Annotated in this window: 20 protein-coding genes and 4 pseudogenes; 13 read left to right on the top strand and 11 right to left on the bottom strand. The window is 68.9% G+C overall.

All coding sequences use genetic code 11. From position 1 onward, the window contains the following. Nucleotides 1–384: 384 nt before the first annotated feature. The 3 genes and pseudogenes from BIV25_RS43100 to BIV25_RS43090 form a co-directional block, all read right to left on the bottom strand. Complete coding sequence (locus tag BIV25_RS43100; protein ID WP_071378049.1) at nt 385–2,199, bottom strand: glycoside hydrolase family 15 protein; 1,815 nt, start codon at nt 2,197–2,199, stop codon at nt 385–387. Nucleotides 2,200–2,482: 283 nt separating this feature from the next. After that, nucleotides 2,483–3,216, bottom strand: a pseudogene (locus BIV25_RS43095) (flavodoxin family protein). Nucleotides 3,217–3,732: 516 nt separating this feature from the next. After that, a complete protein-coding gene (locus BIV25_RS43090) occupies nt 3,733–4,980 on the bottom strand; it encodes an FAD-dependent monooxygenase (RefSeq protein WP_071378048.1) in 1,248 nt (415 codons plus the stop codon). Between the two features lie 430 nt (nt 4,981–5,410). On the opposite strand from BIV25_RS43090, the gene BIV25_RS43085 reads away from it, so the two are divergent. After that, the gene (locus tag BIV25_RS43085) at nt 5,411–7,090 is read left to right on the top strand and encodes a chloride channel protein (RefSeq protein ID WP_071378047.1); all 1,680 of its coding nucleotides are present in this window, start codon (nt 5,411–5,413) and stop codon (nt 7,088–7,090) included. A 180-nt stretch (nt 7,091–7,270) separates the two neighbouring features. Further along, nucleotides 7,271–7,672, top strand: a complete 402-nt coding sequence (locus BIV25_RS43080; RefSeq protein WP_177235635.1) for an SPW repeat protein — start codon at nt 7,271–7,273, stop codon at nt 7,670–7,672. A gap of 44 nt (nt 7,673–7,716) precedes the next feature. On the opposite strand, the gene BIV25_RS43075 is transcribed toward BIV25_RS43080, so the two are convergent. From BIV25_RS43075 to BIV25_RS43060, 4 genes are all read right to left on the bottom strand, one after another. Further along, nucleotides 7,717–8,253 carry a MarR family winged helix-turn-helix transcriptional regulator gene (locus BIV25_RS43075; protein ID WP_071378045.1) on the bottom strand — a complete coding sequence of 179 codons (537 nt, stop codon included), beginning with the start codon at nt 8,251–8,253 and terminating at the stop codon, nt 7,717–7,719. Between the two features lie 98 nt (nt 8,254–8,351). After that, on the bottom strand, nt 8,352–9,092 hold the full coding sequence (locus BIV25_RS43070) for a bifunctional 2-polyprenyl-6-hydroxyphenol methylase/3-demethylubiquinol 3-O-methyltransferase UbiG (protein WP_107486693.1): 741 nt from the start codon (nt 9,090–9,092) through the stop codon (nt 8,352–8,354). Beyond that, nucleotides 9,089–9,592 (bottom strand): hypothetical protein, encoded by a 504-nt coding sequence (locus BIV25_RS43065; protein WP_071378044.1) that lies wholly within the window; start codon nt 9,590–9,592, stop codon nt 9,089–9,091. The genes BIV25_RS43070 and BIV25_RS43065 overlap by 4 nt, the downstream gene beginning before the upstream one ends. Before the next feature lie 2 nt (nt 9,593–9,594). After that, on the bottom strand, nt 9,595–10,878 hold the full coding sequence (locus BIV25_RS43060; RefSeq protein ID WP_079177265.1) for a molybdopterin-dependent oxidoreductase: 1,284 nt from the start codon (nt 10,876–10,878) through the stop codon (nt 9,595–9,597). Between the two features lie 361 nt (nt 10,879–11,239). On the opposite strand from BIV25_RS43060, the gene BIV25_RS51815 reads away from it, so the two are divergent. Next, nucleotides 11,240–11,641 carry a GtrA family protein gene (locus BIV25_RS51815; RefSeq protein WP_177235633.1) on the top strand — a complete coding sequence of 134 codons (402 nt, stop codon included), beginning with the start codon at nt 11,240–11,242 and terminating at the stop codon, nt 11,639–11,641. A gap of 56 nt (nt 11,642–11,697) precedes the next feature. Here BIV25_RS51815 and BIV25_RS43050 read toward each other — a convergent pair whose 3' ends face one another. Then, complete coding sequence (locus BIV25_RS43050) at nt 11,698–12,669, bottom strand: recombinase family protein (RefSeq protein ID WP_256257151.1); 972 nt, start codon at nt 12,667–12,669, stop codon at nt 11,698–11,700. A 215-nt stretch (nt 12,670–12,884) separates the two neighbouring features. On the opposite strand from BIV25_RS43050, the pseudogene BIV25_RS53825 reads away from it, so the two are divergent. From BIV25_RS53825 to BIV25_RS43025, 7 genes and pseudogenes are all read left to right on the top strand, one after another. Beyond that, nucleotides 12,885–13,070: pseudogene (locus BIV25_RS53825) on the top strand (hypothetical protein); the annotation flags it as partial. 3 nt (nt 13,071–13,073) lie between these two features. After that, nucleotides 13,074–13,646 carry an IS30 family transposase gene (locus BIV25_RS43045; RefSeq protein WP_256257161.1) on the top strand — a complete coding sequence of 191 codons (573 nt, stop codon included), beginning with the start codon at nt 13,074–13,076 and terminating at the stop codon, nt 13,644–13,646. Between the two features lie 574 nt (nt 13,647–14,220). Beyond that, a complete protein-coding gene (locus tag BIV25_RS43040; protein ID WP_071378042.1) occupies nt 14,221–14,838 on the top strand; it encodes a TIGR03086 family metal-binding protein in 618 nt (205 codons plus the stop codon). Nucleotides 14,839–14,951: 113 nt separating this feature from the next. Beyond that, nucleotides 14,952–15,467, top strand: coding sequence for a LysR substrate-binding domain-containing protein (locus BIV25_RS48650; RefSeq protein ID WP_079177250.1), 516 nt, complete (start codon nt 14,952–14,954; stop codon nt 15,465–15,467). Nucleotides 15,468–15,591: 124 nt separating this feature from the next. Beyond that, the gene (locus tag BIV25_RS49995) at nt 15,592–15,756 is read left to right on the top strand and encodes a hypothetical protein (protein ID WP_218158525.1); all 165 of its coding nucleotides are present in this window, start codon (nt 15,592–15,594) and stop codon (nt 15,754–15,756) included. 163 nt (nt 15,757–15,919) lie between these two features. Then, nucleotides 15,920–17,140: an MFS transporter gene (locus tag BIV25_RS43030; RefSeq protein ID WP_071378040.1), complete on the top strand. Its 1,221-nt coding sequence runs from the start codon at nt 15,920–15,922 to the stop codon at nt 17,138–17,140. A 210-nt stretch (nt 17,141–17,350) separates the two neighbouring features. Beyond that, nucleotides 17,351–18,619: pseudogene (locus BIV25_RS43025) on the top strand (IS701 family transposase). Between the two features lie 1,237 nt (nt 18,620–19,856). Here BIV25_RS43025 and BIV25_RS53820 read toward each other — a convergent pair. Next, complete coding sequence (locus BIV25_RS53820; RefSeq protein ID WP_256257170.1) at nt 19,857–20,072, bottom strand: hypothetical protein; 216 nt, start codon at nt 20,070–20,072, stop codon at nt 19,857–19,859. Here BIV25_RS53820 and BIV25_RS53815 point away from each other — a divergent pair. Both BIV25_RS53815 and BIV25_RS53810 read left to right on the top strand, forming a co-directional pair. Further along, a pseudogene (locus tag BIV25_RS53815) lies at nt 19,977–20,558 on the top strand (ISL3 family transposase); the annotation flags it as partial. The gene BIV25_RS53820 and the pseudogene BIV25_RS53815 sit on opposite strands and share 96 nt — an antisense overlap. 118 nt (nt 20,559–20,676) lie before the next feature. Beyond that, nucleotides 20,677–21,486 carry a transposase gene (locus tag BIV25_RS53810; protein ID WP_256257150.1) on the top strand — a complete coding sequence of 270 codons (810 nt, stop codon included), beginning with the start codon at nt 20,677–20,679 and terminating at the stop codon, nt 21,484–21,486. A gap of 664 nt (nt 21,487–22,150) precedes the next feature. On the opposite strand, the gene BIV25_RS43010 is transcribed toward BIV25_RS53810, so the two are convergent. Both BIV25_RS43010 and BIV25_RS43005 read right to left on the bottom strand, forming a co-directional pair. Then, on the bottom strand, nt 22,151–22,348 hold the full coding sequence (locus BIV25_RS43010) for a dehydrogenase (RefSeq protein WP_071378038.1): 198 nt from the start codon (nt 22,346–22,348) through the stop codon (nt 22,151–22,153). Nucleotides 22,349–22,516: 168 nt separating this feature from the next. Continuing rightward, nucleotides 22,517–23,059, bottom strand: a complete 543-nt coding sequence (locus BIV25_RS43005; RefSeq protein ID WP_071378037.1) for a carbonic anhydrase — start codon at nt 23,057–23,059, stop codon at nt 22,517–22,519. Nucleotides 23,060–23,440: 381 nt separating this feature from the next. On the opposite strand from BIV25_RS43005, the gene BIV25_RS42995 reads away from it, so the two are divergent. Then, on the top strand, nt 23,441–23,974 hold the full coding sequence (locus tag BIV25_RS42995) for a helix-turn-helix domain-containing protein (RefSeq protein WP_256257149.1): 534 nt from the start codon (nt 23,441–23,443) through the stop codon (nt 23,972–23,974). Nucleotides 23,975–24,007 lie beyond the last annotated feature (33 nt).

The following is a 24,007-nucleotide window of genomic DNA, read 5'->3' as shown; positions in this document are numbered from 1 at the left end:
AGGTCTCGGCCCCAGGACAATCACGAGATTGCGCCGTCGGCTGAGCGAGCCGGCGTGGCACTCGTGGGTGGGGGAGGCACCAGTCCCTCACATCGAGGGCCGCCGCCGTCACCGACCACGGCGGCGGCCACCCTCAACTCTCTTCCCGAATTACGAGGACTCCGTCCCTCCGCAGGCGTCGATCAGGCCATTGCAAGCAACGCCAGCGCGGCCAATACGATGATCACCGCTACGGGGATTATGACGAGCCTCGCCCCCTCGATCCACGCTTGCACGCCCTTGGACCTGCGGGCGGAGCGCTCGTCGTGGTCCTCGGGCGGTGTGCGGGCGGGAAAGGCTGCGTTGGTGGAGACGGAGGCGAGGAGGGTGCGGGACCAATTGCAGTCACTCTTGTCGCTCGGCATCGCGGACGGCGCGAGCGGCGTTGATGAGCCCGATGTGGCTGAAGGCTTGGGGGAAGTTGCCGAGGGCCTCTGCTGTGGTGGAGTCGGTCTCCTCGGCCAGCAGGCCGAGGTCGTTGGCGTGTGCGAGGGCGGTTTGGAAGGCGTGTCGTGCACGGGCGGTGTGGCCGGTGAGGGCAAGGGCTTGGGCAAGCCAGAAGGTGCACAGCAGGAAGGTGCCTTCTTCTTCCTGTAGTTCGTCGGTGAGGTAGCGGCGGACCAGGCCGTTGTGGTCGGTCAGCTGGGTGGCGATGGCCAGAACGGTGGACTGGATGCGGGGGTCGTGTGGTGGCAGGAAGCCGACGATGGGCAGCATCAGGGCGGAGGCGTCGAGGTCGGTGGTGTCGAATGCCTGGGTGAAGGCGCCCAGGCCGGCGTTCCAACCGTGTTGTTCGATGGCTTGGCGGATCTGGCCGCGCTCGTGCCGCCAGTGGGGCAGGTGTTCGTCGGCCTGGAGGGCAGGGGCCATGCTGATGGCGCGGTCCAGGGCGACCCAGCACATCAGTTTCGAGTGGAGGAAGTGTCTGCTGGGTCCGCGTCTTTCCCAGATTCCTTGATCCGGTTGGGTCCACCGCTGGGCGGCTGTCTCGGCTGCCTGGAGCAGGAAGGTGCGGGTGGCTGGGTCGAGAGGCTCATCGGGCGGAAGGGTCTGGGCGGCGGCGTCGAGGAGTTCGCCGTAGACGTCGAGCTGGCGTTGGTGCCAGGCGTCGTTGCCGATCCGAACGGGGCTGCTGTTGCGCCAGCCGGTCAGGTGAGGCAGGGGCCGCTCGCTCAGATCACGTTCTCCGCCAATGCCGTACATGATCTGCAGGTCGGCGCCGCGGTCGAGTTGGGTTGCCGCGGCCCGGGCGAGGAAGTCGAAGAAGCGGTTCTTCTCCTTCTCGCACGCGGCAGTGGCCAGTGCCTGAATGGTAAAGCTGGCGTCACGGACCCATGTGTAGCGGTAGTCCCAGTTGCGCGTTCCGCCCGTCTTCTCGGGCAGAGAGGTGGTGGCCGCGGCGACGATGGCCCCGGTGGGAGCGAAGGTCAGGGCCCGTAGCACGCGTCCGCTGTGGCTCACTTCGCCCTGCCAGGGGCCGACGTAGCCACGGTGGAGCTTCGACCAGGAGCGCCAGCCTTCGACGGTGTCGGACATGCGACGCCGGATCCGTCCCGTCCGCCAGGCCGCCGGCTCCCTTTCCCACGCCGTCCCGACGTGCAGGGCGAATCCGAGGCGTTGCCCCGCCGAGAGCGGGATTCTGCCGTGAGCCGTGGAGCCGCTCACCTGCAGGTCGACGGGGCTCGACAGCAGCAGAACATGGGCGCCCCCGTACGCCGCAAGCCCACCTGCCACGGCTGAGAGAAGTGGGTGGACGAGTCCGAACTCCGGGCGCGGCGCGTAGGCGACCTCGATGTCCACCCGTCCTTCGGTGCAGGTGATCTGCCGCAGCAGCATTCCGGGGGACGCGGTGCCGAGCGCGTGCCCGCGTTCGCGCCGTCCCAGGGCAAGGGCATCCCGCAGGACCGCGGTGCCCCCGGTCGTGCGGAAGACCGTCTCCAGAACGAGGGTGTCCTCGACGTAACGGCGGGTGATGTCGACCGGGTCGGTGACAGGGCGGATGGACCAGTGGCCGGCGTCCTCGTCGAGGAGCCGGGCGAAGATCGCCGGGCTGTCGAACCGGGGCACGCACAGCCAGTCCACCGAGCCGTCGGAGGTCACCAGCGCCGCCGAGCGGCAGTCGGACAGCAGCGCGTGGTCACCGATCGGTCGTGCACTCATGCGTCGCAGCCCGTCCACCCTGGGCCGAGCGCCGCCCGGCCGGGACGACGTGAGCAGTCGCCCGCGCCGCAGGTCTCTCCAGGTGCCTGACGGGTGACATGGATCCCAGCCTCCCTGGACAGCGGATTCCCCTCCAGCCAATCAGCAGGATCGGTGAATCGCACGTGCCGGTTGCCAACGGTTGCTCCGACCGAGTGGCACGAGCTGGTGCCGCGCTCGGCGTACGGTCGGTGTACGTCGTGTCTCTCCGCCGCCGCGCTGCGCGCTGCCGCTGATGGCCCTGTCAGTGTTCGAGGTTTTCGTGGTCGCGTCGGCAACCGGCGTCCCGGGCGGTGCACTGGTTCCCGTGGCCGGGGATGCCACCAGGATCCTCAGCACCCGGGCCACATGCAGCAGGTTCCAGGTCATGAAGGTGGTGTTGCGGTTGGTGAAGTCGTTCTCCGGGCCTCCCGAGCCGGGGTCGAGGTAGGAGGGGCCGGGGCCGGCCTCGCCGATCCAGCCGGCGTCCGCCTGGGGAGGGATGGTGTGGCCCAGGTGCTGGAGGCTGTAGAGGACGTTCATGGCGCAGTGCTTGACGCCGTCCTCGTTGCCGGTGATCAGGCAGCCGTCGACGCGGCCGTAACAGGAGTACTGGCCATGCTCGTTGAGCAGGCTGGAGCAGGCGTAGCGGCGTTCGATCACGCGCTTCATCACGGAGCTGTTGTCGCCCAGCCAGATCGGGCCGGCCGGGACGAGGATGTCGGCCTCCATGACCTGCTGGTACAGGTCCGGCCAGGCGTCCGTCTCCCAGCCGTGTTCCGCCATGTCGGGCCACACCCCGGTGGCGATGTCGTGGTCCACGGCCCGGACGACATCAACATGCACGCCCTGCGCGTCCAGGATCGCCGTGCTCCGATCGATCAGCCCCTGAGTGTTGCTGGTCTCCGGCGAGCGCTTGAGGGTGCAGTTGATCACCAGGGCACACAGGTCGTCCCACCGGGCCGGCGGTGCTTCGGTGGCGGGCGACGAAGCAGTCACACGGTCCTCCAGAACCCTCTGCGCAGCTCGATGCTCGGCGGCGCACGTCCATATCCGGCTCCAGCGTGCGGGGCGCCCGTGGCAACCACCACCCCGACGCCGCCGAACGGCCCCGGGGTGCGTGCTCCATGGCCACCACCCACAGTTGCACACTCAGTGTCGAGGCCCCACCAGCTCCCACGGCGGTTCTCGCCTCTTCCCGCACCTGCCCGATGAGCCCCCGAACGGCCACTACACGGTGCGAGAGTTGAGGGCGGCAGGGCTCGTGGCCCGGCGGACACGGCCCGTCCAGGCGATGCCGGCGACGCACTCGGCGCCAGCGCACATAACGTGTGCGCGGAATTACTCAGAGCCGACCGACAAGGCGGACGCGGATCACGTCCGGATGCAGCAGTCCGGCCAGTGACTGCCAGTGGGCGACTTCGACGGCTCCACGTAGGCGGGCGGTCACGGTGCTCGGACTGGCGGGCATCGGGACCTTTCCGTGACGCGTGGCCGGCGACACCCCGAACGTGTTCACGGTCTGCCTGGTCTTGCTCCCTCCTGGACGGCGCCGGAGCCACGGTTCTCGGTCACCCACGACGGAATCGAGGCGAGCCGACGCAGGGGCGGCCCCTGCCTCCCCGTGAGGGAGATTCCGGCGAGGCGTTGCGCACCCGGCAGGTTGGAGAGCCGTAGGGCGGTCCGGCGGATCCGCAGGTGTCGTGGTGATTCGGGTACGAACCAGCGGGCGACTCGCCGGGCAGCGCGCTGCTTGTGCGTGATGACGGGCCGCCAGAGCCGTTCGTAGCCGTGCAGTGCGTCCTCGATGCGGGAGGTGCGGGCGAGTTGGTCGGCCAGGACGTATGCGGCGCCCATCGCCAGGGAGGCGCCTTGTGCGGCGAGGAGGGAGACTGCCTGGCAGGCGTCACCGACCAGGACGACCCGGCCGCGGCTCCAGGCCGGGAGGATCGTCTGTGCGACATGGTCGTAGTAAATCCCCGAAGACGGCGGGCAGTTCGCCAGGACGCGAGGTACGAGCCAGCCGAGCGTGCCGTACTCATGGCGCAACGCCGCCCGCACGTCCCTGGGGCGAGGGGCGTCGGTGGCGCGGTGTACGGCGAACACGGCGACCGTGCCGTCGCGCAGCGCGTACAGCCCCATCTGCCGGCCGACGGTGTCGGTGAGGCAGAACCGGTCGCCGACTTCCGCGTGCGTCTCGGGGTCGTCGCACGTGAACGCGGCGGTGTGGTAGCCGAGATGGTGGACGTACCGCGCCTCCTCGCCGAAGACCAGGGCGCGCACGGTGGAGTGGATGCCGTCGGCGCCGACGAGCAGGTCGGCGTCGATGCTGTCGCCGTCGGTGAGGGTGACGCGCACTCCGTCCGGCCGGACATCGACGCGGGCCGGCCCCACGCCGAAGCGCAGGCGCACCGCGAGGGACAGCCGCTCCCGCAGGGCGAGTTCGAGGTCGGGCCGCATGATGCTCAGCAGGCGCCCGTTCAGGAAGCGGGCGAAGCGGTCGTAGCGGAGCCCGACCCGGCACTCGCCGTGCTCGTCCACGAGGGCCGCCTCGGAAACCTGATAGCTCAGCTCCTCCAGGTAGGGCAGCATGCCCATGGCCTCGGCCGCGTCGAATCCGGTCCCGAAGAAGTCGATCATGTAACCGTCAGTGCGGGGCCGCTGCTCCTTCTCCAGGACGACGACGTCCCAGCCGAGCACGTTGTGCAGCCGGCCGGCCAGCGCGAGTCCCGCGATTCCGGCCCCACAGATGACGACCCTCATCGGCGTGCACCGCCTCTCCTCCGTCACCCAATTTTTGCACCATGCAAAGCTTGTGCGTCAAGAAGGCCCGCGGGCAATGAATACGCACCGGAGTGGACCGGTGACCAGGTGAAGGTCAGCTGCCGTCGCCACGGATGCGAGGGCCGGGCAGGCGGCATGCCGCACGCAGTGCCGACCGACCGAACTGAGGAAATGCAGGCGGAAGCAATGCTGGCGCGGACGGGAGCGGTCACCGAAGGTCGTTCAGGCCCAAGGGGCGGACAGGTGGTGCACACCCTTGACATCTTTTGCATAATGCAAAAGTAAGGAAGGGGAATCGATGAGCGGCATACGGGCAGCAACGGGCAGGGAGCGAGGGGCCGACACGACGGCAAAGAGCCTTGCACCGGCTCCGGCGATCGCGAGCCTGCGGAACGCCCCTTGGGGTGTGATGGCGCTGGCCGTGGTGGTCGGCGCCGGAGCGGGCGTCGGTTCGGTCGTCTTCCGCTGGTGCATCAAGACCTTCACCGGTCTGCTGTCCGGTCACTCCGACTACTCCGCTTCCCCCGGCGCGAGCAATCCGCACGTGCCGTGGCTGGGCCCGTGCTTCGTGCTGCTCACCCCCATGATCGGCGGCCTGCTCTACGGCCCGCTCGTGAACCGGTTCGCCAAGGAGGCCCGTGGGCACGGTGTGCCCGAGGTGATGCTGGCCGTGGCCCAGCGCGGTGGGCGGATCAGCCCGAAGGTCGCTGTCGTCAAGACGCTGGCCTCCGCGCTGACCATCGGTTCCGGCGGCTCGGTGGGCCGCGAGGGGCCGATCGTGCAGATCGGCTCGGCGCTCGGCTCCACCCTCGGCCGTGTGACGAGGGCGGCGGAGGGCCGCACGAAGCTCCTGGTCGCCTGCGGTGCGGCGGGCGGCATCGCGGCCACCTTCAACGCTCCCCTGGCCGGTGTCTTCTTCGCCATGGAGCTGGTCCTCGGCGCTTTCAGCGCGGAAGCCTTCGGCGCGACCGTGCTGGCCAGCGTCACCGCGAGCATCATCGGACGCGCGTCCTTCGGCGACGTCGCCTTCCTGAACCTGCCCGCGTTCCACGTCGACCACCTTGCCCAGTACGGCCTGTTCGCCCTCCTCGGCGTGGTCGCCGCTGTGGTCGGGATGGGCTTCGCGCGATTCCTGTACCTGGTCGAGGACGCCTGTGACTGGCTGTGGCGCGGCCCGGAGTGGCTGCGCCCCGCGGTCGGCGGACTGGCGCTCGGCCTGGTGCTGTGGGCCCTGCCGCAGATGTACGGCGTCGGCTACCCCGTGCTGGAGAAGGCCACGGAGGGCGGCTACGCGGTCGGCTTCCTGCTGCTCCTCCTGGTCGGCAAGATGCTGGCGACCAGCCTGACCATCGGCATCGGCGGCTCCGGCGGTGTCTTCGCGCCCAGTCTGTTCATCGGCGCGATGCTCGGCTCGGCGTACGGCATCGGCGTCCATGGCCTGATACCCGGCACGGCCGGCGCGGTGGGCGCGTACGCCCTGATCGGCATGGGTGCGGTGTTCGCCGGCGCGGCCCGGGCGCCGATCACTGCCGTGGTCATCCTGTTCGAGCTGACCGGCGAGTACTCGATCATCCTTCCCCTGATGCTGGCCATCGTCCTGGCCACCGCCACCAGCCGCCTGCTCTCCCGCGACACCATCTACACCCTCAAGCTGCGCCGCCGCGGTATCGACCTCGAAAGCCCCGCCCCCGGGGCGGCGATCGGCGCCCAGCACGTCGGCACCGTCATGGAACCACTCCCTTCCGCTCTGCCCGCGACCACGTCCCTGACCGACGCCGCCGACCTGCTCAGCCTCTCGGGCCACGGCGCCCTCCCGGTCATGGACGACGCCGGCCGGTACGTAGGCGTCGTCACGGCGCAGGCGGTGGCCGAGGCGCTCGCGGAACAGCCGGAAGGAGCCCCCTCGCTGGTCGGACAGCTCGCCGCGCCGCCCGCACCGGTCACCGCCGACCAGCCCCTCGCGCAGGCGCTGCACACCCTGCTGTCGGCCGCCGGGACCGGGGTGCCCGTGCTCGACGCCGAGCAGGGCAAGCCGGTGGGCTGGCTCAGCCACCAGAGCGCGTTGCGCGCGGTGCACGCGAGCACTTGAGCGCCCACCGGCGCTCTTCGCGGCCTGGCGGTCAATGGCCGGCTGGTCTGATCCGGCTGGAAGGAGCGGATGTGACAGCCACGGACAGGCCAATACGGACTTTCTTTGCATACTGGAAACGTCGCCATGTGAGAGGGGGTGACTGCCATGTCGTATCCACGTCACTCGGCCGGATTTCGCGTGTCCGCATCGACCGGGACGAGGGCTGGCCGCGAGGTGGCGACCACAAGCAGCCCGGCAAGCGTCGTCGACGGGCTCATGCTGCTGGCCGGCATCTATACGGCGGTCTCGCCCTGGGTGATCCACTTCTACAGGACGAACCCGTATCTCACGGAGAACAACCTGATCATGGGGCTGGGCGTCGCCCTGGTCGCTCTCGGAACCTCCCTCGCGCCCCAGCGGATGCACCGATTCGCATGGACTTTGGTGCCGCTCGGCTTCTGGCTGATCCTCTCCCCGGCGGTCGTGACGGCATCCCATGGCGTGTCGGCCGGGATCGTGTGGAGCAACACCTGTACGGGCGGCGCCGTGTGCCTGCTTGGTGTGATCGCCGCGATTCGGGTTGCCGACGCATCGGGGTAGGCGCCACGGGCCCCGGCCATGCCGTGAACGGCTGCCGTGCCGGGTCAGGCGTCGTGTGCCATGGCTCCGTCCACGATCCAGCCGAGCGGGTGCGGCTCGGGGTCGTCCGCCGCCGGGGCCAAAGGCTCGCCTCCCGCCTCGTTGAAGGCGTTGAGGGCCTCGACGAGCGCGAGGCGCTCGGTCGGGCGGAGTCGTTCGACGATGCCGGCGATCTCGGCGCGACGCCGGGCGGTGACTTCCTCGACGGTGTGCCGGCCTTCCTCGGTCAGCCGCAGCTGAGTCTCGCGGCGGTTGGCGGGATTGGCCTTGCGGTCGGCGAGTCCGGCGGCGATGAGCCGGTCGACCATGCGCATGGCGGTGGAGGGCGCTACCTGGAGCAGCTCGGCGAGCGCGACCAGCTTGGTCTCCCCTCGGGTGGCCAGCACCACCAGCATCCGGAACTGCGGGAGGGTCACGCGCTCCTCGACCTCGGCGAGGGAGCGGGCGGAGACCGCTACCAGCAGCCGGGACGCGGTCAGGACCGCCCGGGTGACCGCATCAACGTCGTCCATGGTTCCCGCAGGGGGCTCGCGCTCCGGCATGTGTCCTTTCTACCTTGCCGCAGCCGCCGCCTTCTCACTCGATGCGAACAGACTTTCCTCCCGCATGACTGTGGTGGCAGTGCAGCAGCATGGCGGCGTCATCGTGGACCAGCCCGGTCGTCCGACTCGGGGCGGCCAGTGTCCGTCGCTGCGGGGCCCGTGTCAGGACGGTCGCAGGATGATCCCTGGCGAGCGAGGGTGGCAAAGCAGCGGTGCCCGCTCGTCCACTGGTCGGTGACGCTGAGGGCAAGGTTGGCGGCGATCCTGCGGAGCGGTCGTCGCCCGAGCCGTGCCCAGGGAAAGAACGGACCGCTCGCGCCCTGGAGGTTCTCGAACCGGGCATTGCACAGCTCTTCGACGTCGTCGGGGTCGACCTCGACGACGAGGCGCCCGGTGGGGGCGACGAGCGCGGCGCAGCGGCGCAGCAGGCCATGCGGGTCGCCTCCGATGCCGATGTTGCCGTCGATGAGCAGCACCGTCTGCCAGCCTCTCTCGGCCGGCAGCCGGTTGAAGACCGATCGGCACAGTGCGAGGCCGCCCAGAGAGGTGGTCAGGGCGACCGCGCGAGGTGCGATGTCGACGCCGAGGGCGAAGACTCCCCGGCTCAGGAGTGCCCTGCACATGCGGCCCGGGCCGCAGCCGACGTCGAGGACGGGGCCGATGCAGCGTTCCAGCACGGTCGTGTCGGCCGCCGTGGGCTGCTCGTGCCAGCGGTGCACCGGCATCCGGATCCGGCGCCCGTCGGCCAGCCGTAGGTACACCGGTTCCCGGCCGGGGCGCAGGGCGAGCGCGTAGGGCTCCCCGTCGGCGTCGTACTGCTCGTCCTCGTCCGTTGTCACCGTGCTGCGCCGTGCCCTGCGGCCGGTCGGTCCTCGTCGCCGCGACCGGCCCGTCTCAGGCGGCGCAGTTTCATCGCGTAGGCCACGGCGGAGGCGGCGAAGAGTACGCCGGTGATCGCCAGCCATCGGCCGAGGTAGACGCTGTCGGACAGGGCGGTGTCGCCGGGGTAGGGGACCGCCAGACGGAGAACGAGGGGGAACCAGACCAGCAGGAGCAGACCTGACAGGAAGGCAGGGACGCGCAGGTGGTTGATCCACGGCAGCCTCGGTCCGTCGGCGGCTCGGTGCCGCAGTACGGAGAGGGCCGACAGGTCGGCCAGCGAGTACAGGGGCAGCAGGATGAGGTCGTGGAGGATCGCCGCACCGACGAACCAGATCGCCACCTCCCAGGGCCGGACGGCGAACAGGCGCACCATCGCGTAGCCGGTCAGGGCGAACGAGGCGACCAGGACGAGCAGATGCAGGGGGCCGGAGCCGTACCAGCGGACGATTCGTGCCATGGTCACGCCCTGAAGGTGAGCCGGTGGACCCACTTGGTGTTGTTCACGCCGGGGTTGGCCGGGACGATGATGCGGGCCGGGTAGCCGTGGTCGAGTGAGAGATGAGCGCCGTTGACGCGGAGGGCGAGCAGCGCTCGGGGGTCGTGGATCTGGTTGCCGCGCAGCACCACCCGGGTGAAGGGGCCGGGGGGTTGGATGGACTGGACCAGGACGCTTGCGGCGTCGGGCACTCCGGCCAGAGCGGCGAGGTCGGCCAGCCGCAGGCCGCTCCACTGCTGGTCTTCGGTGGACCAGCCCTCCACGCAGGCGATCGGCAGGGCGGCGGCGTGCTGGGGCAGCGCCAGGAGCTGATCGCGGGTGAAGACCCGCGGCGCTCCGCGTCCGTGCACCTCCAGCCGCCAGGTGGGTCCGACCAGCGCGGGGGTGATGCCCACTTTCGCCGCTGTCTTGTTGATCTGGAAGCTGTTCGGGCCGCTGCCCGGGTCGCGGTTGTGCGGTGCGAGCAGCGCGGTGGCGCGCAGCCGGCCGCCGATGCTCTGTCCGGCGGTCACGACGAACAGGAGCAGCGACCCGGCTCCCACCATGCCCACCGCGCCGCGGCGGGTCATCGTGGGCGAGGCGGGAGAGGCTGCCACCAGGCCGTCGGGATCGGGTGGTTCGGGCACGGTGCGGGCGAGGTCGGTGCGCAGTTCGGCGCCGAGGCTGCGCGAGCGCAGTGCCCGCGTCATCCGGCCGATTTTGAGGCACACGTGGACGACGAAGGCGGCGATGAACACCCAGGCGCCGTAGAAATGCAGACGGTAGAACGAGCCCGGGAAGACGTAGTAGAGCTGGATGTTGACGATGCCGGTGACGAACTCGAAGATGACGCCGCCGACCAGCATCAGCAGCGAAAGCCGCTCCAGGCCGTGGGCGATGGAGCGCACCGGCAGCCATTCGAACAGCTTCGGGATCACCGACCACAACTTGGCCAGCAGCACCGGCACCAGCACCACACCCAGCGTCACGTGCACGCCCTGGAGCAGCCGGTACAGCCAGTACGGGTGCGTGGGCCAGCTGAAGAGGTAGAAGCCCAGGACACCCTTGTCGGGAGTCTCGTCGTTGAAAGGGCTCAGGTCGGGGTTGTAGGAGGCGTAGGAGAGCAGTCCGGTGACGAACAGCAGCGGAATGCCGATCAGAAGGACCAGACCGAACACCGAGGTCAGCCAGGGCCCGCGGATCGGACTGCGCCAGAATCCAGGACGGAACGGACCCGGAGGCGGAGGCGTCTGCTCGACCCGGCGCACGAGGGCCCTGGCACGAGCGGCCCCCTTGGCGGCCCGCGCCGCCGCGGCAGCGCGCACGCGCTCGAGGAGCCCCGGCGCGTGTCCCTCGTCCGATCCCCGCCGCCGAGGCCCGCCGGAGCCCGCAGCCGGTGGCCGTCCGCCACTGTCCAACGAGTGCCTCCCCAATCCTCAGACCGTCTCTCAACGTAGGGATCGAACCCCAGCGCTCCGGCACTGCCTGTCACATCGTCAGCCACGAACCGGCGCAGATCGGGTCGGCTCTCCGCGCCTGTCGTGCATGCGGGTGTCCGTCGTCAGGCGAACGGTGGAACCGGCGCTCCGCATGACTCGACCGGTCACACGGCGGCCTCATGATGGTGGGGTGCGACGCCTCAGCGCACGGCGCGGCGCCGCCACCTGGCTCGGCCGCACCGAACTGACCAGCGAAGTGTTCTGGTTCGTGGTGATCGGCGTGGCCTCCACGGCGGCTCAGGCCATGCTGTACTGGGTTCCGCGCCAGTGGTCGCCGCCCATCCTGGCCAATTTCACCTCCCTCCTTGTCGTCACCGTCCTCAACACGGAGGCCAACCGCCGGCTGACCTTTCACGGGTCGCCGGTCCGGGTCCTCCAGGCGCATCTGGCCGCGGGCGGCCTGTTCGTCCTGGCGTACCTGGTCACCTCAGGCGCCCTCCTGCTCCTCCGCCACTACCGGCTCACCAGCACCAGAAACCCTGGTACTTGGTCCTGGAGTCCTAGCCCGGACAGCCGCAGAGTAGCCAAGTGATCGCGTTCTCACAGCCGTGGCGGCCTCTCCGGCCTCGGGGAACATCGGTACAGCGGCTATGGGTGCGAACGATCATGGTTCGGTGACGTGAGCGTGCCGACCCGGTTCTCGTACTCGCGACGGGCCTTGCGCTGGGCTGGGACCGCGGGTACGCCCTGGCCGTCATCGAGCGGCTGACAGTGGGCAAGGAGTCGGCGGTGGACTGCTGGTACGGCAGTGACGCGCAGGGTGTAGCCCTGACCGCGCCGCACGGTCACGCCTTGGTCGAGCGTGGCGCGCTCGGCGGGCTCCAGCTCGGTGGTGCGGAGGAAGTCGGCGATCTTGCCGGGCATGTCGAGGGTGGCCGGCACCTCCGGGGCGGGGGTGTCCTCCTCGATGGCGGTGTGGTCGGGCATGAGGTCGGCGACGGCTGGGCGGATGGCGCCGCGGCTGACGCCGTGGTCGCGGGCGAGGGCGGCGACGGAGCGGCCTTCCAGGCACGCGGTGCGTACGGCGTCGGTCTTGTCGGCGGGGACGGCGGGGTGGCGCCCGCCCTTGTTGCCCTTCGCCTCGGCGGCGCGCCCGTCGTATGTCAGCTCCCGCTGAAGGTCGCGCTGGAGTTCGCCGGCGGCGGCAAGGGTCTGCACCATGAACTTCACCGTGGGCAACAGCTTGCCGGTGCGCGGGTGGCGTGTGGTGAGGTCCATTGCAGAGAACGCGCCGTCATGGATGCGCAGGGCGAGGCGGTCGCGGTGCAGCACGTCGACGACCTCGAGAACGTGCCCGGTGCCACGCACCAGGCGGAACATCTCGGAGATGTGCACGGTGTCGCCCGGCCGCACGTACGCGAGCAGCTTGCCGAACTTCGGCCACTCCAGCGGGTGCAGGCGGCGGGAGGTGCCGGCCTGCTCCTCGAAGACGACCGGGTCCTCGATGCCGGCCTTGTGAAGGGCGAGGTTCTGACGGGGTCGGTCGACACCCGCTTGTAGACCAGGTTGGCCGTGCCGCTCCCCGTGTCGGTGGTCGCATTCGACCCTATCTGTCAGCAAACCCTGTCGTCGGCCTCATCGGATCTGATCGGATCGACGGCGCCGTCGTGCCCCCGAAAGTCCGGGTTCATTGGACGGCTGCCATGCCTGTCTTCATTCGATGACACCCTCAAGCGATCAACGCACCACCCACGGATGATCACGTGATCGTGGAGGTAGCAGGTGCGTGACTACGGGTTTTCGCCGGCTCAGCAGGATGAGATCTGGAGACGCTGGTGCGAGGGGCAATCGTTCGGCTTGATCGGGCGGGCGCTCGGGGGCACCGGTGCAGAGCGAGCGTCGGGTTTCCGCAACACAGCGGCGGCGTCCGCCTCACCGCGCAGCAGCGATCAGAGCGGCATCTGAGCGCCAGCGAGCGCGACGAGATATCCCGCGGCATCGCCGCCGGGGAATCTGGCCGGCAGTTGGCCAGGCGGCTGGGCCGATCGCCTTCGACCGTCTCCCGCGAGATCGCCCGCAACAGAGGCCGGGACCGCTACCGTGCCGCATCCGCCGATGAGGCCGCCTACGCGCGCGGGCGCCGGCCCAAGCAGGCCAAGCTCGCCCAACGACCGGCTCTGCGCGTCCTGGTGGAGGCGAAGCTGGCTCTGTGCTGGTCTCCCGACCGGATCGCAGGGTGGCTGCGACGCCAGTTCCCTGGTGACACCGCCATGCAGATCTCGCACGAAGCGATCTACCTCTCGCTCTACGACCCTCGTCGCCGCCAGGCAATCGACCGCAGCCTCACTCAACGCCTGCGGTCAGTCCGGCCCATGCTCCGCCCGAAGATCGCCCGTCTGCCTACCGGGTGGGGCATCATCCGCGGCATGGTGTCCATCACCGCCCGTCCGGCCGAGGTCGAGGACCGCAAGCTCCCCGGTCATGGGGAGGGCGACCTGGTGATGGGCACCACGCCCTCGGCGGTCGCCACGCTCGTCGAGCGCACCAGTCGCTACACGACCATCGTCGCGCTGCCGGACGGCATCAAGGCAGAGTAGGTCACGCCATCACCTCACAGCGCGCGCCACGGGATTTACCGCGCCCCCGGCGCGCACCGAAGGTGCACTGGATCGCTGACCTGTGGAAACGTCTCTGCGAGGGGTCGGATTCAGGACTCTGACCCAACGGACTGAATCCGCTGCTCACGAGTTCACTGGCGCTCCGCAGGCAGCAGTTGGCGCTTCGATGACCTGCACTGATGAGTCGGACCATGGCCCGGGGAGGCCCCCAGGCAGGCTCAGCCAGGGGCTGGAGAGAAGAGTTGGGACGCTGTTGGGACGCGGGGTAAGGAAGAGCTGGCGAGACCGCCGTCACGGCGGGCCTCGCCGCGAGTGCCGACGCGCAGAGAAGGGGCCGGCGGTGGCGCCGACGACCAACTCGCACGGGAACCGGTCGTGCGGCCGCTTCATGTGGTCAGTTGATCGCCGCGCCACTGGGACCTCCCGGGCGCCTGCCGTCAGCACCTACCACCTGCCCTTGGGCAGCCACAGCAGAAAACTTGATCGTCGACTCAAAAGCTCGGCGGCCGATGTCCGCCAGCACGTCGCCACCGGTACCCCGCACGCTTGGATCATGTCCTACCGCTTCGTCGACGTCATCGACCGCTATCTCCTCTCCAGTTCCGAGTTCAGCCGCAAGCTGCGCGCGGTACGGCCCGATCATTGGACGGCAGCCACCCCCTGCGCCGAGTGGGATGTCCGGCACCTCGTCAACCACATGACCCGGGGCAACCTCAACTACATCGCTCTGCTGGATGGCGGCTCGGCCGCCGACTTCCTCCGGCTCCGGGGCGAGGACGCCCTGGGCGGCGATCCGGTGGGCGCGTACACCCGCTCCGTGCGCAAATGTGCCGCGGCGTTCCGAAGCCCGGGCGCCCTCCAACAGGTCCTGGACTACCCCCTCGGACCGGTGACCGGTGAACAGGCCCTCGCCATCCGGACCACGGACGCGACCATTCACACCTGGGACCTCGCCCGGGCCGTCAACGCTCCAGAGGAACTCAACCCGGGGCTCGTGGCCTGGATCGAAGACCATCTCGCCGAAATCTACGCTGGTTTGGCGGAGTCGCCTGTCTCCGCCGACACCACCCGCCGTTTCTTCGCAGCCCCAGCAACACCGCCCCTGACCGGGGAAACCCAGCAGGCCCGGTTGTTACGAGTGATGGGCCGCGGAGGTGCTGCCCCTCGGTGAGTGAGCGGTTCATGAGTTGATGTCCGTTTTGAAGTGAGGCTTGGGGCAGGAGTGCTGGCCGCGGTGCCGACTACTGCTGCGGGGCAGACCACACGGTGTCGGCTTCGGTGAGGATGCCAGGCCCACTGGGCGCTGCGCCGGATGACCCTCTACGGCACGGGCCAGGGACAGGCGGGCTTGTACTGCACCCCCCCCTGCACGAGGAGCGCCTCGTGATCAGCGCCCCGGCCGGCCATGACCTCGCCGCTCGCCGACGCCTGGACATCGACGAGAGCCGCAGTCAGGCACGGATCGACTTCGCCCCCGGCACGGACCTGGCCGCCACTGTCGAGGCCTTTGACCGGCGGTACCGTCTGCGTCGCGAGGTGACCGCCCAGGTCAACCCGCTCGACGTGCTCGTCGACCTGGTCCGGGACGGTCCGGTATGGCGATTGTCCCTGCCGTCCTGTCGGGAGCCGTTGGCACCATCGCGCTCGAACGGACCGGTCAGCCACTGCGGCGGACGTCCAGGCCGCCGCAACGACAGCCCCTATCCTCCCGGGCTGACCCTTCGTGCCCAGGCCTCCTTCACCGAACTTGTGGCGAGGGAGGTTTGGACGTGTTGGTGTCCTTCTAATACTCCAGTGTGACTTCGCGATCACGTCGGCTTCACGGTCTACTCTGGCTGGCTATGGGCTACGACGTGCACATCACGCGGCGTGAGAACTGGTGGGATGAAGAGGGCCAGGACATCAGCACGACGGAATGGGAGCGGTGGTCGCTGCCGATCCCGGCCTCGTGGTGGTTCCGATGTGGTGGAGCGCCGGGCGGCTCGTGTACAAGAACCCGAGCGATGCGGCGATCGTGAAGATGTGCGAGGTTGCGAAGGTCCTGGAGGCGAGGGTTCAGGGCGACGACGGCGAGTACTACGACGCCTGACGGGTGCGGCCACCGCGAGATGATCAAGGGTTGTGTGGACTCTCGAAGATCGTGCGCTGGCCGCGGGCCATTGATGGCGGGCCGTGGGTGGGGCTGGGGCAGTTGCTATAATTCACGAGTTGGCCTTCGGCGCCCCGGGTTGGGTGCGCGCGAAGGCTTTTTTATGCCTTCTGACACATCTGCCTCCGGCACACCTCCCACCACCTTCCGTGACCTGCTCCGCAACCGTGAATTCGTCGGCTTGTACGCCAGCTTCACACTGACGGTCGCCGCGAGCACCTTGTCGGGCTTCGCGCTCGGCACGCTGGTCAACCAGCAGACCAAGTCCCCGTTCCTGACCGCTGTGAGCATGTACGGCGCCACCTTCGCGACGGTACTCGGTGCGCTGACGCTGATGTCGGTCGCGGACGGAAGCCGTCCTCGCCGGACCCTCGTCGCGCTCCAGTGCGTCTTGCTCGTAGGTGTTGCCGCACAGGCGGTTCCAGGGCTGCCGCTCGCCGCCCGGTTCGGTCTGCTCCTTGTACTGGGGTTCTTCCAGTCCCTGGGAACCGGCACACGGATGGGGCTGCTCGCCGAGGTAGTGCCGAACTCCTCATATGCACTGGCACGTTCGCTGATGAACATCACCTCGGGAGGCATGGCCATCCTCGGCTACGCCATCGGCGCCGTACTGCTGCGGTACCTGAGCCCGCAGGAGGTCTTCGCCGTCGCGACAGCCCTGACTGGCGGTGGATTGATCATTGTGGCGGTGACGGTCCGGGAACGCTCGATCCGTCTGACCCGTCGCCCTGGACTGCGCCAGACCTGGACGACGAACATCGAGCTCTTCTCCCACTCCGGCCAACGCGCGCTGCTGCTGAACCTGTGGGTCCCCAACGGTCTGATCGTTGGCTGCGAGGCCCTGTTCATCTCCTACGCCCCCCATCACGCCGGCGTGTTCCTGGCCGCCGGATCGGCAGGCATGCTCCTCGGTGACCTTGCGGTCGGACGACTGCTGACCGCCGAGCAGCGGCGCCGCTATGCATTCGCCCTGCGACTGCTGCTCGCCGCCCCCTACCTGCTGTTCGCCGTCCACCCGCCCGTGCTGGTGGCGACAGCCGCCGTGTTCATCGCCAGTGCCGGCTTCGCTGCCACCCTGCCGCTCCAGGAACAGCTTCTGGAGTTGACCCCTGATCCGGTCCGCGGCCAGGTCCAGGGAGTTGAGTCCGCCGGCCGGATGACGTGGCAAGGTATCGGAGCCGCGATCGCTGGCGGCATTGCCCAGCACTTCGCTTCCAGCACGGCCATCACCTTTTTGGCCGCCGTCTCCATCGCCATCACCGTCTTCTCCCGGCCCTTCGTGGTCCGCGCCCGAGCCGTCCGCGCCCAGGTGGCCAACGCATAGTCAGCCCGAGGTGATAGCCGATCCCACGAGTTCCCCATACGGCGCGAGCGGCGGGCGCGGCCGGCCGGGCCCGCCGCACTGCGGGCCCGGCTGGGAACGGGTACGGCCACCGCGTGATCATCGGTTGATGTGTGGACAAACGAAGATCGTGCGGTGGCCGCGGACCAGAGCGTAGACCCAGCCCGCTGGCGGGAGATGTTCGACCAGGCCATGGCCCGGATCGCGGGCCGCTTCAGCCGAGTTGAACCCCGGGCAACAGCCCGCGCCTATCTGCTCGGGCTGTTGTCGAAAGCGGAGCGGAAGAACTGCTGGCAGATGGCCGAGCAGGCTGGTCTGGCCCGGCCGGGGGCGATGCAGAGGCTGCTGCGCTGCGCACGCTGGGACGCCGACGCCGTCCGCGACGATGTCCGCGCCTACGCCGTCGAAAACCTCGGCGCCGACGGTGCAGTGCTGATCGTGGACGAAACCGGCTTTGTGAAGAAGGGCCGGGCCTCGGCCGGCGTGCAGCGGCAGTACACCGGCACCGCCGGGCGCATCGAGAACTCCCAGGTCGGAGTCTTTCTCGCCTAGGCAACCGGCCGGGGACGGGCACTGGTCGACCGCCGGCTCTACCTGCCCGAGCAGTCCTGGTACTCCGATCCCGAACGCCGCCAGGCGGCCGGTATACCCGACGAAGTGCAGTTCGCGACCAAGCCCCGCCTGGCCTGGGAGATGATCGCCGCCGCGCTGGACGCCGGAGTGAAGGCGCCATGGGTGACCGGCGACGAAGCCTACGGCCAAGACCCGCAGCTCCGTACCGCCCTGGAGGCATGCGGGACCGGCTACGTGATGGCCGTCGCCTGCTCGACGCGGGTACGGATCAACCAGGGCCGCACCCCCGTCCGCGCCGACACCGTCGCCGGACGCCTGCCCACCACCGCCTGGCAGCGGCAGAGCGCCGGCCGTGGCGCGAAGGGCCCGTGCTACTACGACTGGGCCTGGATCCACATCGGCACGGACGGACACCGCCACCTGCTCATCCGCCGCAACCGCACCACAGGCGAACTCGCCTTCTACCTGTGCTGGTCACCCACCGTGGTCACACTCGCGGAGCTGGTACGCGTCGCCGGTGTCCGCTGGAGTGTCGAGGAATGCTTCCAGGCCGCCAAGGGCCAGGTCGGACTCGACCATTACCAAGTCCGCAACTGGACCTCGTGGCACCGGCACATCACGCTCGCCATGCTCACCCTGGCCTTCCTGACCGCCGTCGCCGCCGACGCGGCACCGAAGCAGTCCACCGGTCCGCACCACCCAGCTCGCAACAGCGGACTGATCTCCTTGACCGTCCCGGAGATCCGCCACCTGTTCACCGCCGTCTTCGGCCCGTCGGCCGTGACCGCTGCCAGGCTGCTGCACTGGTCAATCTGGCGCAGACGCCACCAGGCCACAGCCCGGCACAGCCACTACCAACGACGATCCGACGACGAATCCGCTGGATAGATCACGAAACCGCACTGGAGTACTAACCGGCGCCGACCCATCGGGACGTCACGTGACCGTCCCTCCGATACGGTCGCGACATGACCGACGCTGCACGTTCCCCTCGAACCACCTGGGAATATCACGGCGCGGACATCGAGATCAAAGGCCGGTCCTGGGAGGCCTGAAAGGAACGGGCCGACGGACACTGCTCGCCGCCCGGGTCCGCGACGCCCACGCCGCCAGGGTGTGGCTCCCGCTCGGCTACACCTCGTGGGCCCGGGCTGCGATTTCCCGGCTCGCTGTGCATTTCGACACCGGAACCGTCTCTTCACCGTGCAACTGTGCACTCCACACGATGCGTTGGCGGACCTAGCTTGGTGAACACCTGAAGTGATCATCGATGGCTGGCCCGCTGGGGTCGACTGCCGTCGGCTACGGTGATGGGGGATCGTCATGGCGAAGAGGCTTCGTCGGATACTGATGGTGGCCAGTGCTGCCGTTGCGACATGTGTGGTACAGGCTGTGCCGGCGCAGGCATCAATTCCCATTGGAATAAACAGAAACCTTCGGGTTGTGGCCAGTGGCGCGCCGTGTTTTGCTCCTCAGTCAGGTTCTTTGGGGGCGATAGTTCGGGCAGTCCCGTGCAACGGCAGCTCCTCCAATTGGCAGGCCATACCTACCAGCGGTACCGACTCCCGCGGCGGGGCGTGGTACGTCTTCGAATGGCTGCCCAACAGTGGGTGCCTGGTCCCCAACTGGACGACTGCCGGGTCTCCGGTCGTCGTGTCCGGACCGTGCAAGACCAGTGGCGACTACACGTGGTACGCGTGGCCGGAAGGCAGTGACTACGAGCTCGTCAACGGCGGTAACACCAACCTGGTCCTGGATATGAACGTCAGCACCGGCCGTCTCCAGGTGTGGACCGCGAACTACGGAGACAATCAGAAGTGGTTCGTGTCGTAAGAACCCAACTCTGAACTTCGGCTGGCACAGGGGAACGCTGCCCACCGGCCGGGTCGAGCCAATCGAGCTGGGCGCCGAAGATGCTGAAGGGCCAGATCGGGTTCGGATAGCCACTGGTGACAACGCCCCGACCCCGGCATTGCAGCTGCCGGGGTCGGCGCGCTTCGCACCGTAGTCAAAGCCGTGTCCACTGGTAGACAGCCGGGCGGTACCGCGGATCTGTCGGCGACGGCTGAAAAGTGGTTCTGGATCACTTTCAGTGCCAGGGCCACGGAGGGTCACCGAACTGCGATCATGAACGGCCGTGGGTGATGTACTCCTCCAGGATCTGTGGTTCCACCAGGTCGAGGGTGTTGTGATCGAAAATGTCGTGTCCGAAGGCGGGTTGGGCGCCGTGCGGGCCCGGACCGCCGTGGAACGGGCCGCGTGTCCGGCCTGCGGGACGCTGACGGCTCGGGTGCACAGCCGGTACGTACGTCGGCTCGCCGACAGTGCGGTCGGTGGGCATCCGGTGCTGATCGAGTTACAGGTGAGGCGGTTCCGCTGCGGCGAACGTGCCTGCGAGCAGGCCACGTTCGCCGAGCAGGTCGACGGGCTGACCTTCCGGCATGGGCGGCGAAGCGCTGGCCTGCAGGCAGTACTTGAGTGCGTCGCGGTGATGCTGGCCGGCCGGGCCGGCGCCCGCTTGTCCCGGACCCTGAGCGCCGCGGTGAGCAGGTCGACGCTCCTGCGGCTGATCCGCCGCCTGCCGGAGCCCGCGACGACGACACCGCGAGTCCTCGGGGTGGACGGGTTCGCCCTGCGCAAGGGACACCACTACGGCACGATCCTCATCGACATCGAGACACGCCGGCCCATCGACCTGTTGCCGGACCGGACGACAACGACGGTGGCTGGCTGGCTTGCCGATCATCCCGGGGTCGAAGTGATCTGCCGGGACCGATCCACCGCCTACGCCGAGGCCGGGCGGATCGGTGTTCCAGATGCGGTCCATGTCGCGGATCGATGGCACATCTGGTCGAACCTCGCCGAGGCCGTCGAGAAGAGTCGCCCAGCATCGTGCCCTGCTACGCGAACCGCACGACTCCTCCGCGCCGGAAGCCGCCGCGGCCATGGAGGAGCAGGAGGTCGAACCGCTCTCGCCACCGCCACTGCGGACAACGGGGCGGCTGTCCGACCGGGTCCGGGAACAGCACGCCGCCGTCCACACCCTGCTCAACAAGGGGGTCGGGCTGCGAGCGATCGGCCGTGAGCTCGGACTGGCTCGCAACACCGTCCGCCGCCTCGCCCACGCGGCGAGCGCGGACGAACTCCTGGTCGGGCGGTGGACCGGCCGCACCAGTATCCTCGACCCCCACAAGCCCCACCTCCACCAGCGATGGGCCGAGGGCTGCACCATCGCCCGCCGCCTGTTGGAGGAAGTACGCGAGCGTGGCTACACCGGCGGCGAGCGCGTGGTGAAGAAATACGTGGCCCGGCTCCGCAAAGCCTTCCCCCTCGATCCGCCTCGCAAGGCAGCGTCGGTACGGGGCGGGACCAGCTGGCTCACCCGCCACCCCGACCGTCTCACCGACGACCAGGCACAGCGCCTCAAGGAGATCCTGGCCCGCTGCCCCTCACTCGGCCGCACCGCCGGCCACGTCCGCGCGTTCGCCGAGCTCATGAACAACCGCAAGGGCCGGGACCTGGACCAGTGGATCACCAGTGTCCAGGCCGACGACCTGCCTGCCCTGCACACCTTCGTGACCGGCCTCGGCCAGGACCACGACGCCGCCGTCGCCGGCCTCAGCCTGCGCTGCGGCTCCGGTGCCGTCGAAGGCCACAACAACAAGATCAAGATGCTGAAGCGCCAGATGTTCGGCCGCGCCAACTTCGACCTGCTCCGCAAACGGGTCCTCCTCGCCGCGCGAGGCCGTTCATGATCGCAGTTCGGTGACCCTCCGTGGCCCTGGCACTGACAGTGATCCAGAACCACTTTTGAGGCGTCGCTGACAGTCGGGCCGGTGACCTGCTGCTTCGGCGGGCGAAATGGTGGGCACAGATGCGCCCGCCAGTCACTGTCGTTGACCGCTGCTGACCCCGGTATCTGGCCACGGCTATGGCACGGCGACCTCTTCGACCCCAAGCTGCTGAGAGACCTCAGTCCGGCAGGCAGGAGCGGAATCAGTGGAGCCGTTCAAGGGCGGCAGGGCTCTCCGCGTCGAAGGTCTGGCCTTGTTGTTCGACAAGAAGACCCGGCCCCCAGATACGGGCACCGCGACAGCGGAAGCAGAAGGCGATCTCGGAGAGCTGATCGGTGGAGCTGTGCGCCCGGATTCCCCAGCCTGGGAGGAAGCAGCGGTACAGCTCACTTCCTGGTAGGTCGGCGATCAGGGACAGGGCCTGCTGGGCTTGGTTTCCCTCCCAGATCGCGGCAGTGTCGTCGGCCAGGTCCTCAGAACTGAGGTGTCTGACGGGTCGGTGATGCGGACGACCTCGATGAGCTCGGTCTTCCCATGGGTGAGTGCCCCCAGAGCCTCCGATCGTGACTTCGCTGACCAGGGACGGCCGCGGCGGGTACGGCGCTGGCGGCGCTGGCGTTGGATGTCAGCGGAACAGCACGGGCATCGGGCAGGCCTCCAACGGCTCCTCCTGCCGGCCGGCCCAGCGCCACCAAACATGCCGACCGGTACACCTGCACAGCGCCCGGCAGGTCCGCCAGCCATCGCCCTCCCTTTTGACGAGGACGAAGCCGCCGAACTTCATGGGCTGGCTGCACTCGGGACGGGCCGGGGCGCCGGTCATGTGGCGCACGCTAATGGAGCGACCTCTGCGTTCCGAATCAACTTGCGTGGGGGCTGTTCCTTTGGCTGGTGTGCTGATCACCTGCGCTGCTGGTCCGCTGGCGCCCGTGCTCGTCCGCCGGTGTGTGCCGGCGCCGTCACGTAGTTGGACACTCACCCCGTGTGCTGCTCAGCCGGGCTGCACGACGGTGGTGACCTTTCCGGTCCCGAGGTCGTACGCGTAGCCGCCGATCTTGATGTTGCCGATGGCTGGCGTGAGCTCGGGTGCCGCGCGGAGCTTGGCGACGTCCTTCTGGACTGTCTTAGACGGCTCCAGGACGGCCATCTCCAAGGAGGTCTGTTCGTCCCAGCCGCCGCGGGCGGCGTAGCCGGCGCGCAGATCGTCGTCGGCGAGCAATCCAGAACCGCAGTCGGTGTGGTGGATGACGGCGATCTCGAACCAGTCCGCGCCGGGAGTCTTGTTCTCGTGCAGGTGCACGATCCAGGCAAGGTCCTTGATGACCGCCGGCGTCACGCGGCCGCCGACGTTACGTGCGACGATCGCTTCTCCGAGCCGGACGCCCAGCACAGCCGCGGGCTCCACACGCGGATCGATGCAGATGATCAGGTACAGCTGCTTGAAGGGGATGAACGGGACCCGGGGGACGTCGGCCTGGGCACCGGAGGCCGCGAAAGTCTGGTTGCGCTCCAGGCATGGGGTGAAGTTCGACATGGCTGATCCCTTCAGGAGGCGGTGGCAGCCTGGGGCTGTGGGACCAGCACCGCATGCGTGCCATGGAACTCCGCGCTGCGCGAGCTGGCCCGCTCGGCCATGAACCGCACGACAGCAAGCCTCCCTACCACCATCACCCACGAGGGGAACGTGCGCCAGGCAGACTTGCCACCGGATTCCGCCCGCATCACTCGCCGCTCGGCATTGGATGGACGGCCGTTACGGCAGCGGTGATATTCGCTCTCGCGTTCGGCAAGGCTCGCATGGGGCCGCGGTGGACGACCCAGTGCTGCGGACCGAAGGCCGGGTCCCCCCTGATCGATGCTCTGTTGGCCGCCGCTGCCCTGCTCGGCCTCCTGCTCAATTTGGCGGTCGGTTGGTGTGAACAGACCCTGCGGCCGGGCGCGTTGGGCGAGGCGGGCGAAGACCGCGCAGTTCCTGGCCCTGCGGGCGAGGATCGTGCTGCGGTGCGCGGAGGGCGGGACGAACAAGCAGGTGGCGGCGGAGCTCGGGGCGCGCGGGCAGTCGGTGAGCCGCTGGCGGCCCCGGTTCGTCAAACAGCGACTGGGCAGGCTGGTCGACGAGCCGCGGCCGGGGCGGCCGCCGTCTATCCTGCTCGACCAGGTCGAGGACGTCATCGCCGCGACGCTGGAATCCACTCCGGGCCAGGACACGCACTGGTCGCGGGCTTCCATGGCGGCCCGGACCGGGCTGTCGAAGTCCACCATCGGCAGGATCTGGAAGCGGTTCGACCTCAAGCCGCACCTGCCAGATGCCTTCGAGCTCTCCACCGACCCGCAGTTCGTCGCGATGGTCGTCGAGGTCGTCGGCCTGTACCACAACCCGCCCGAGTCGCAGATCCAGGCCCTGGATGGTTTCGGAGCCTGCGCCCGTGACGCTAGGGACGCACGGTGATCGGGACTCCCATCACGGGCTGCAGGATTTTGA

The organism is Streptomyces sp. MUSC 14 (assembly GCF_001866675.1).
In the GTDB taxonomy this organism is placed as follows: Bacteria; Actinomycetota; Actinomycetes; order Streptomycetales; family Streptomycetaceae; genus Streptomyces.
Note: the sequence above shows the minus strand (reverse complement) of the source record. Positions and strands in the feature narration are given on the sequence as shown.